The sequence below is a fragment of the Mesorhizobium sp. M7A.F.Ca.CA.003.01.2.1 genome (genome assembly GCF_003998945.1).
Taxonomy (GTDB): domain Bacteria; phylum Pseudomonadota; class Alphaproteobacteria; order Rhizobiales; family Rhizobiaceae; genus Mesorhizobium; species Mesorhizobium ciceri.
In genome coordinates this window covers 1-9233 of sequence record NZ_RZRA01000089.1, presented here as the reverse complement: position 1 = coordinate 9233, position 9233 = coordinate 1, and the positions used below count along the sequence as shown (strand labels likewise).

Genomic DNA, 9233 nt, shown 5'->3' with positions numbered 1-9233 from the left:
GGGTGAGATCGTCGGGCTTGCCGGCCTCGATGGTCATGGCCAGGAGCTGTTTCTCAAGATGCTTGCTGGCCTGGAACCGCCGCATGGCGGCTCGATCGAGCTCGGTGCATCGGATGCGTCCCGTAAGATCACCGGGTTTCGCAAGGCTGTCGCCAGCGGCATCGCCTATTTGCCGCGCGACCGACGCGCCAACGGCATTTTCCCGACGCAGTCGGTGCTCGACAACTTCGCCGTTTCGACTCTGTCGCGCGACACACGGCTCGGCCTGATCAGCCCGGCGGCGCGCAAGGCGCGCTACGACATCTACCGCGAAAAACTGTCAATCGCCGCACCCCGGCCCGATGCCACGATCACCACTTTGTCGGGCGGCAACCAGCAGAAGGTGCTGCTGGCGCGGGCCTTGGCGCTGGAGCCCGCGATCCTGCTCCTCAACGATCCGACGCGTGGCGTCGACGTGGCGACGCGGCATGTTCTCTACGACGTGTTTCGCGGGCTGGCGGCCGACGGCATGGGGCTCGTCATCCTGTCCAGCGAAATCGAGGAGATTCTTCTCCTGTGCCAGCGCGTGCTGGTGTTCCGTGAGAATGAAGTCGCGGCCGAGATCGCCGGCAACGCCCTCACCACCGACGGCGTGATATCAGCCATGTTCGGACGTGCGGCATGAGCCCTGTTGCGCGCCTCCTGTCCCTTGGGCGAAATTTCGGCTTCGCCGTCGTGCTGCTGGTCGTGCTGCTTGCGGTCAATCTCATCCTCAGCCCGGGACGATTCCAGCCGGGTTCCTGGGGGGCGCTGGTCGGATTGGCGGCGCCCTTGATCGGTGCTGCCATCGCCTCCACGCCTGTCATCCTCGCCGGGCGTGGCGGAATCGACATCTCGGTTGGGCCATTGATGGGCTTTGTCAACGCTTTGACGATCCAGGTGCTGTTCCTCGGCACCGGCATCTCGTCGCCCTTGGTGCTCGTTCCGGCGGCGTTGCTCGTCGGCGCGCTGGTGGGCGCGGCGAACGGCTTCCTGGCGACAATCGTGCGCATTCAGCCGATCGTCGCCACGCTCGGCACCTATCTGATCCTGACCGGCGTGACGCTGACAATCCTGCCGGCGCCGATCGGCCCAGCGCCGGCCTGGCTTAAGGCGCTGTCCGGCCCGCTGTCGATGCTGCCGCTGGCACTGATGTTCATTGCCTGGTGGCTGGTGCGGCGCACACCATACTACGACCAGCTTATGGCGGTCGGCAGCGACGACCGCGCCGCCTACACCGCCGGTGTCGATGTCACGCGCGTGCGCTTCATCGCCTATGTCATGACCGGCATCCTCGGCGGATGCGCCGGGCTGATGCTGACCGCGCTGATCGGCTCCGCCGACCCCAACATAGGGCCGACCTACACGCTGATCGCCATCGCCGCCGTAGCGCTCGGCGGCGTCAGCCTGGCCGGCGGCCGTGGTGGCGTGGCGGGTGCCGCCATCGGCGCCATCGACATCTTCCTGCTGCAGAGCGTGCTGACGACGTTCAACGTCTCGACCTTCGTGCTGCAGATCGCCTACGGCGCGATCCTGGTGCTGGCGGTGATGCTGACAGCGCTGCAGGAACGTCTTGCCATGGGGAGACGCTGACATGGTTTTGCGCCAAAACCTCTTCGCGACAACCAACGCCCGTGTCGTCGGCGCCTTCTGCGTCGCCGCCCTTCTGCACCTTGCCGGCACAATTCTCATTCCCGGCTACTCGGCGCCGTTTGCGATACGGGCCATGCTGGTGCTCGCCTCGCTGCTCGCCGTGGCCTCGATTGGCCAGACGCTGGTCGTCATCATGGGCGGCATTGACCTTTCGATCCCCTTCGTCATCGGCTTTGCCAATGTCGTGGCTGCGCAGCTTTATGGCGATGGCTGGAACTTTTTTCTCGTCTGCGGCCTGGTCGGCGCGCTGGCGCTCGTCATCGGCGGGCTGAACGGGCTGATCTCGCGCAGCCTCGACATCCAGCCGCTCATCGTCACGCTCGGCATCGGCATGGTCGTGCAAGGGCTGGTGCTGCTGTGGACAGCCGGCTTCCCGTCAGGCTCCGCGCCACAAGCGGTTTCCAGCTTCGTCTCGATCGGCGGATCGGCCGGCCCGCTGCCGGTGCCGTGGCTGGTGCCGAGCCTGGTCGTGCTGGCGGCGCTGGTCGTGCTGGTGCTGGAGCGGACGCCCTATGGCCGCCGGCTCTATGCGTTGGGCAGCAATCCGGGAGCGGCGCCGCTGGCGCTGATCGACCCGGTTCGCATGTGGGTCATCACCTATGCAGCAAGCGCCTTCTTCGCCGCTGTCGCGGGCGTGCTGCTGCTCGGCTTCACCGGCTCGGCCTATGGCGATGTCGGCCAGCCCTATCTGTTCCAGACCATCGCAGCGGTCGTCGTCGGCGGCGCAGCACTGGTCGGCGGCCGGGGCAGCTATCTCGGCACGATCGCCGGCGTGCTGGTGCTGACCGAGATCAACACGCTGCTCATCGGCCTCGGCTTCCAGCCCGCGGCAGTGCAGGCCGCGCTCGGCTTCGTCATCGTGCTGCTGGTTTCGCTCTATGGCCGCGAACGGCACGTCTCGGCAACCATCTGAAAGGACCTGTCAGTCGAGCCGCCACAGCTTGCGGGCATTGCCGGACAACAGCCTGTCGCGCTCGGCAATGCTGCAGCCCGAGAGCAATGCATGGGTCGCCGCCACCCAGGTCGACAGGCCGCCGCCTAGCGTGCAGACCGGCCAGTCGCTGCCCCAGACGACGCGGTCCCAGCCGAATGAATTGATGGTGTGCTCGACGTACGGCCGCAACGTCTCGACCGTCCAGCTGCCGGCATCGGCATAGGCGACGACACCGGAAATCTTGGCCATGACATTCGGGCGCCGGGCGATCTCGCTCATATGCTCGCGCCATGGATGTTCCCTGTTGCCCTTGATGTCGGGCACGCCGCAATGGTCGAGGACGAACGTCACATCGGGTGCCAGGTCGGCAAGCACGATAGCCTTGGGAATCTGGTGCGGCAGCACGACGAGATCGAAGGTCAGGCCGGTGCCGCCAAGCCGCTTGATGCTGTCGCGGAACACCGCACCTTCCGAGAGCTCGTCGGGCGCGACATGAAGGACGCGGCGAAAGCCCTTTACGAACGGGTTTGCCCGCTGCCGTTCGAGATAGGCCGCGAAGTCTCCTTCCTCAGGACGGCAGGACGCGATCACCCCGGCCAGCATGCTGCCGGGCTGCCGTGACAGTCCTTCCACACGAGCCGTCTCGGCTTCGATGTCGGCCGGATCGACATCGACCTCCATATGCAGCACGCGCTCGACGCCGACACGCTGCGCCTCCGTCGCGTAGTCTTCATAAGAGAAATCGCGGTTGAGCGCCGGCACGCCGGCGAGCCAGGGATAGCGCAGGGCCGAGCGATCGATGAGGTGAAGATGGGTGTCGATGATCATGGCGAGGCTCCTCCCTCTGGCTTTTCAAATCATCTCACGAGAGAATTCTTCATTCAAATAAGAATTCACACCGATGAGCCGACTGCTGATCCAGCAAGGTGCGACAGCTTTTCACACGTTGCCAGCAACAGTTCGATTGTCCTGGTGATATCGGGTGCGGAAGGCGCGTTGACCACCGTGATGTAGGGAATCGACAGCGCGGCGATCGCCTTGCCGTCGGAACTGCGCACCGGGGCCGACAGGTTGAAGACGCCGGCTGTCTGCATCGAAGCCATCATCTCGTAGCCACGGTCGCGGATCTGGTCGAGACGGGTGAAGAACTCGCTCGATTGTGCCGTCTTGTCGGTGCTGCGGACGTGTTCGGAAATCATCATCTGGCGCTCTTCCGGTGAGCGGAAGGCGAGCAGCACATGTCCCGAGCCAGTATCGAATAGACTGATATGGGAGCCGACCCGGATCGATATGCCCCAGTAGTTCGGTGCTTCCTGCTGACCGATGACGACGGCAGAACCACGATCAAAAACAACGAGTTGGTTGGCCTGCTGCGATGTCTCGGCAAGCTCACGCATCAGCGGCGTCGCATAGGAGACCAGCCGCCGTACCGGCGCGTGCAGCTGTGCCAGGCCGAACAGCTTGAGCGTCAGCGAATAGCGGTCGCCGTCGAGGCGCGTGACGTAGCCACGCCGCACCAGCCGGTCCAGCATGCGATAGAATTCGTTGGGACTGCGGTCGAGTTTCTTGGCGATTTCGGCCTGGGTCAGGCCACCGTCGACGCCCGCCAGCAGTTCAAGGATATCGAGCCCCTTGTCGAGCGCCGGTGCGCGATAGCGCTCGTCTTCGCTGTCGTCCATGGGCTCATCCTCCAGTGAATTTCGCCCGTCATATACGCAGGAACGTGCGCGGCGGAAACAAATTTCGCCTTGACGTGTCTATGAATGTTTTGTTTGTATATGAATGTAGCACTTCTTGTCATCAGACGAGTTGCGGTCGCCGGCCAAGGCGCACCCAGGGAGGATACCAATGAACAGACTGCTTTCCGGCGTCTCCGCCGGTGCATTGTTGCTTGCATTTGGTGCAGGCGCAGCCCTTGCCGGCGACCTGCCCGGCAAGTTCGAAGGCGTGACCGTCGACGTGAAGCTGATCGGCGGCCAGCAATATGAAAAGCTCTACGAACGGATCCCGGAATGGGAGAAGGCGACTGGCGCCAAGGTCAACATCCTGACCAAGAAGAACGGCTTCGATATCGACAAGGAGCTCAAGTCCGACATCGCCTCGGGCAGCACCAACTGGTGCGTCGGCTGGAACCATTCCTCCTTCGCGCCGCAATATACCGGCCTCTACACCGACCTCAGCAAGTTGCTGCCGAAGGAAGAGATCGACGCCTTCGTGCCGTCGACCATCAAGTCGGCTACCATCGACGGCAAGCTGGAGATGCTGCCGCGCGCGCAGTTCGACGTTTCGGCGCTCTACTACCAGAAGAGCCTGTACGAGAACGCCGACAACAAGACCAAGTTCAAGGCGAAATACGGCTATGATCTGGTGCCGCCGGACACCTGGAAGGAAGTCACCGACCAGGCCGAGTTCTTCGCCAACCCGCCCAATTTCTACGGCACCCAGTTCGCCGGCAAGGAAGAGGCGATCAACGGCCGCTTCTACGAGATGGTCGTCGCCGAGGGCGGCGAATATCTCGACAAGGACGGCAAGCCGGTCTTCAACTCCGAGGCCGGCATCCGGGCGCTCGACTGGTTCGTCAACCTCTACAAGGCCAAGGCCGTGCCGGCCGGCACCACCAACTATCTCTGGGACGATCTCGGCCAAGGCTTTGCGTCCGGCACTGTCGCCATCAACCTGGATTGGCCGGGCTGGGCCGGCTTCTTCAACGATCCGAAGTCGTCGAAGGTCGCCGGCAATGTCGGCGTCAAAGTCGCGCCGAAGGGTTCGTCCGGCAAGCGCACCGGCTGGTCCGGCTTCCATGGCTTCTCGGTGACCGAGAACTGCCCGAACAAGGAGGCCGCGGCTTCCCTGGTTTGGTGGCTGACCAACGAGGACAGCCAGAAGCTCGAGGCCGCCGCCGGTCCGCTGCCGACCCGCACCGCGGTCTGGGACTGGGACCTGAAGCAGGCCGAAAACGATCCTTACAAGAAGGAGGTTCTTACCGCTTTCCAGGAAGAGGCCAAGCACGCCTTCGCCGTGCCGCAGACGCCTGAATGGATCGAGATCTCGAACGCCGTCTATCCCGAGCTGCAGGCGGCGATCCTCGGCGACAAGACCTCGAAGCAGGCACTGGATGAAGCCGCCGCCAAGGCGACACAAATCCTCCAGGACGCCGGCAAGCTCTAGCAACGGCTCCCAGGGCTGCCTCCCCCATCAGCAATGGGGGAGGCGATCGCGTTGCGCGGGATGCCAGCGGTTTACGCTAACCCTTCGCGCCCAGCCAACGCACCGCCGTCCAAATACAAACACTCAAGGATTCTGATGAAGGGCTTCAAGCCATCCGCGCCATTCCTGCTGCTGCTTCCGGCCATGATCGTGCTGGCGGCGGTGGTGGTGGTGCCGCTGCTTCTGTCGCTCTATTCGAGCTTCACCCCGTTCCGCCTGACGCGGCCCGAAACGTTCTACGTCTTCATCGGCATCCGGAACTATCTTTCGATCCTGTCCAACACCGACTTCTGGTGGGCCTTCGGCCGCACGGTTCTGCTGCTGACCATCGCGCTCAATCTCGAAATGCTGCTCGGGCTCGGCCTCGCCATGCTGGTCGAGAAGGCGACGCGCGGCCAGCGCATCCTGCGCACGCTGATGATGTTTCCGATGATGTTCTCGCCGATCCTGGTCGGCTTCCAATTCAAGTTCATGTTCAACGACAATATCGGCCTGGTGAACAATGCGCTGCAGTCGCTCGGCATCACGCGAGACGCCATACCGTGGCTGATCGAGGGCCATCTCGCCTTCATCGCCATCTCGATCGCCGAGATCTGGTCGTCGACGGCGATCTTCGCCATCCTGATCCTCGCCGGCCTGCTCGCCATGCCCAAGGAGCCGATCGAGGCGGCGCGGGTCGACGGCTGCACGCCGTGGCAGACATTCCGCTATGTGACGTGGCCATTCGTCATGCCCTTCGCCTACATCGCCATGACCATCCGTTCGCTCGACGTGGCGCGCGCCTATGACATCGTCAAGATCATGACCGATGGCGGACCGGCTGGCCGCACCGAACTGCTATGGACCTTGGTGGCCCGCACCGCCTACAGCGACGGGCGCATGGGCATGGCCAACGCCATGGCCTATTTTTCGATCCTGCTGTCGATCGCCTTCACCGTCTACTTCTTCAACAAGCTCGCCGCGGCGCGCACGCAGATCGGTGCGGAGTGGTGAAGATGGACGAGAATTCTTCCGCCCGCCTGAAGCGCCGGCTGCTCGGCATCATCTATCGCATCGGCCTGTTCCTGGCGATGCTGACCATCTGCCTGCCGGGCCTGTGGATCGTGCTGTCGTCGCTGCGGCCGACGGTCGAGATCATGGCAAAGCCACCGGTGTGGATCCCACAGGAGATTTCGTTCGACGCCTATGTCGCGATGTTCTCAGGCATCGGCAAGGGCGGCATCCCGGTGATTGAATATTTCCGCAACTCGCTGATCATCTCGGTGACCTCGACGGTGATTGCGGTGGCCATCGGCATGGCAGGCGGCTATGCGTTCGCCCGCTATCGTTTTCGCGGTAAATCGAGCGTCTTCCTCGGCCTGATGCTGACGCGCACCGTGCCGGGCATCGCGCTCTCGCTGCCGCTGTTCTTCCTCTATGTGCGGCTCGGCATCATCGACACCCATTTCGGGCTGATCCTCGCCTATGTCGCGCTCAACGTGCCGTTCACCATCTGGCTGATCGACGGCTTCTTCCGCCAGGTGCCCAAGGACCTCGCGGAAGCAGCGCAGATCGATGGCTGCACCCGCTGGCAGGCGTTCTGGCAGGTCGAGTTTCCGCTCGCCGGACCGGGCATTGCGTCGGCCGCGATCTTCGCCTTCCTGACCTGCTGGAACGAGTTCGCGCTGGCCTCGCAGCTGACCCGCTCGGTGAGCGCCAAGACGCTGCCGGTCGGCCTGCTCGACTACACGGCCGAGTTCACCATCGATTGGCGCGGCATGTGCGCGCTGGCCGTGGTGATGATCATCCCGGCGCTCACCCTCACCTACATAGTCCAGAAACACCTTGTCGGCGGCCTGACCTCCGGCGCGGTGAAAGGCTGATCCCATGGCAACCGTTACCCTCACCAAGCTGACCAAGCGCTACGGCACTATTGGGATCGTGCACGGCATCGATCTCGACATTGCCGACCGCGAGTTCATTGCGCTGGTCGGCCCGTCCGGCTGCGGCAAGTCGACGACGCTGCGCATGATCGCCGGGCTGGAGGAAATCAGCGCCGGCTCGATCGAGATCGGCGGACGCATCGTCAACGATTTGCCGCCACGCTCGCGCAACATCTCGATGGTGTTCCAATCCTATGCGCTCTATCCGCACATGACGGTGCGCGAGAATCTCGGCTTCTCCCTGAAGATCGCCGGCGCCGCCAAAGAAGACATGGACCGCCGCGTCGCCGAGGCCTCGGCCATCCTCGGCCTCGACACGTTGCTCGACCGCCGCCCGTCGCAACTGTCCGGCGGTCAGCGCCAGCGCGTCGCGATGGGCCGCGCCATCGTGCGCGACCCCGATGTGTTTCTGTTCGACGAACCGCTTTCCAATCTCGACGCCAAATTGCGCACGCAGATGCGCACCGAGATCAAGAAGCTGCATGCCAAGGTGCAGTCGACAGTGATCTACGTCACCCACGACCAGGTCGAGGCGATGACGCTTGCCGATCGCATCGTCATCATGCGCGACGGTCATATCGAACAGGTCGGCACGCCCGACGAGGTGTTCCGGCGGCCCGCGACGCGCTTCGTCGCCGGCTTCATTGGCTCACCGCCGATGAATCTGCACGAGGCGACGATCGATGACGGCCAGATGGTTTTCGCCAGCGGCGAAAGGCTGCCGCTGCCCGCTCAGTTCAAGGCCAATGTCACGACCGGCGACAAGGTGGTGTTCGGGCTGCGGCCGGACGACATCTACCCGACCGGCCATGGCATCAGTTCCGGTGGCGCGGCCGATGTCCACCAGATCGAGCTGCCGATCACGGTCACCGAACCGCTCGGCAACGAGACGCTGGTGTTCGTTGAATTCAACGGCACGGACTGGGTGTCGCGCATGCTGAACCCGAGGCCACTGCGGCCGGGCGAGCGGGTCGCCATGAGCCTCGACATGTCGCAGGCGCATCTGTTTGCCACTGAGACCGGAAAGACACTGCGGAGCTGATCGGCATGGCCAGAATCGAGAAAGTCGACCTTTGCATGGTGGACCTTGTGCCCAAGGTCAAGCGCACCGACGCGATCCAGAGCTTCGTCAGTCAGGAAACGCCGATCGTCACGATCACCGATTCCGACGGTGCGGTCGGCACCGGTTACAGCTACACGATCGGCACCGGCGGTTCGTCGGTGATGCGGCTGCTCTCGGACCATCTGGTGCCGCGCCTGATCGGCCGCGATCCCGACATGATCGAGGCGATCTGGCACGATCTCGAATTCGCCACCCATGCCACGACCATCGGTGCCATCACCGCCATCGCGATCGCCGCCATCGATACAGCACTCTGGGATCTGCGGGCCAAGAAGCAAAACCTGCCTTTGTGGAAACTGGCCGGCGGCGCCAAGGATCGTTGTCCGCTTTACACCACCGAAGGCGGTTGGCTGCACATCGAGACGCAGGCGCTGGT

Annotated in this window: 9 protein-coding genes and 1 pseudogene; 8 read left to right on the top strand and 2 right to left on the bottom strand. The window is 63.6% G+C overall.

The window, feature by feature from the left end; all coding sequences use genetic code 11:
• The 3 genes from EN969_RS06255 to EN969_RS06245 all read left to right on the top strand — a co-directional run.
• A partial coding sequence (locus EN969_RS06255) for an ATP-binding cassette domain-containing protein (RefSeq protein WP_164758159.1) occupies positions 1 to 664 on the top strand: 664 nt, incomplete at its 5' end.
• Complete coding sequence (locus tag EN969_RS06250) at positions 661 to 1611, top strand: ABC transporter permease (protein WP_027163923.1); 951 nt, start codon at positions 661 to 663, stop codon at positions 1609 to 1611. The genes EN969_RS06255 and EN969_RS06250, both read left to right, overlap by 4 nt.
• A gap of 1 nt (position 1612) precedes the next feature.
• Positions 1613 to 2584 (top strand): ABC transporter permease, encoded by a 972-nt coding sequence (locus EN969_RS06245; RefSeq protein WP_013533021.1) that lies wholly within the window; start codon positions 1613 to 1615, stop codon positions 2582 to 2584.
• Between the two features lie 9 nt (positions 2585 to 2593).
• Here the strand turns inward: EN969_RS06245 and EN969_RS06240 are convergent, their stop codons facing one another.
• Together EN969_RS06240 and EN969_RS06235 are read right to left on the bottom strand one after the other, a co-directional pair.
• The gene (locus EN969_RS06240; protein WP_063167544.1) at positions 2594 to 3433 is read right to left on the bottom strand and encodes an amidohydrolase; all 840 of its coding nucleotides are present in this window, start codon (positions 3431 to 3433) and stop codon (positions 2594 to 2596) included.
• A gap of 65 nt (positions 3434 to 3498) precedes the next feature.
• Positions 3499 to 4284 carry an IclR family transcriptional regulator gene (locus EN969_RS06235; protein WP_013533023.1) on the bottom strand — a complete coding sequence of 262 codons (786 nt, stop codon included), beginning with the start codon at positions 4282 to 4284 and terminating at the stop codon, positions 3499 to 3501.
• 169 nt (positions 4285 to 4453) lie between these two features.
• Here EN969_RS06235 and EN969_RS06230 point away from each other — a divergent pair, with 169 nt between their 5' ends.
• The 5 genes and pseudogenes from EN969_RS06230 to EN969_RS06210 form a co-directional block, all read left to right on the top strand.
• On the top strand, positions 4454 to 5773 hold the full coding sequence (locus tag EN969_RS06230) for a sugar ABC transporter substrate-binding protein (RefSeq protein WP_063167543.1): 1320 nt from the start codon (positions 4454 to 4456) through the stop codon (positions 5771 to 5773).
• Positions 5774 to 5908: 135 nt separating this feature from the next.
• Positions 5909 to 6805, top strand: a complete 897-nt coding sequence (locus EN969_RS06225; RefSeq protein WP_013533025.1) for a sugar ABC transporter permease — start codon at positions 5909 to 5911, stop codon at positions 6803 to 6805.
• A 2-nt stretch (positions 6806 to 6807) separates the two neighbouring features.
• Positions 6808 to 7674: a carbohydrate ABC transporter permease gene (locus tag EN969_RS06220; RefSeq protein ID WP_013533026.1), complete on the top strand. Its 867-nt coding sequence runs from the start codon at positions 6808 to 6810 to the stop codon at positions 7672 to 7674.
• 4 nt (positions 7675 to 7678) lie between these two features.
• Positions 7679 to 8776, top strand: a complete 1098-nt coding sequence (gene ugpC, locus EN969_RS06215) for a sn-glycerol-3-phosphate ABC transporter ATP-binding protein UgpC (protein ID WP_063167542.1) — start codon at positions 7679 to 7681, stop codon at positions 8774 to 8776.
• Positions 8777 to 8781: 5 nt separating this feature from the next.
• A pseudogene (locus EN969_RS06210) lies at positions 8782 to 9233 on the top strand (mandelate racemase/muconate lactonizing enzyme family protein); the annotation flags it as partial.

Excerpts from the sequence above, each read along its gene's own strand:
- EN969_RS06250 (WP_027163923.1), top strand. The coding sequence starts at position 661 with ATGAGCCCTGTTGCGCGCCTCCTGTCCCTTGGGCGAAATTTCGGCTTC.
- EN969_RS06245 (WP_013533021.1), top strand. The coding sequence starts at position 1,613 with ATGGTTTTGCGCCAAAACCTCTTCGCGACAACCAACGCCCGTGTCGTC.
- EN969_RS06240 (WP_063167544.1), bottom strand. The coding sequence starts at position 3,433 with ATGATCATCGACACCCATCTTCACCTCATCGATCGCTCGGCCCTGCGC.
- EN969_RS06235 (WP_013533023.1), bottom strand. The coding sequence starts at position 4,284 with ATGGACGACAGCGAAGACGAGCGCTATCGCGCACCGGCGCTCGACAAG.
- EN969_RS06230 (WP_063167543.1), top strand. The coding sequence starts at position 4,454 with ATGAACAGACTGCTTTCCGGCGTCTCCGCCGGTGCATTGTTGCTTGCA.
- EN969_RS06225 (WP_013533025.1), top strand. The coding sequence starts at position 5,909 with ATGAAGGGCTTCAAGCCATCCGCGCCATTCCTGCTGCTGCTTCCGGCC.
- EN969_RS06220 (WP_013533026.1), top strand. The coding sequence starts at position 6,808 with ATGGACGAGAATTCTTCCGCCCGCCTGAAGCGCCGGCTGCTCGGCATC.
- ugpC (WP_063167542.1), top strand. The coding sequence starts at position 7,679 with ATGGCAACCGTTACCCTCACCAAGCTGACCAAGCGCTACGGCACTATT.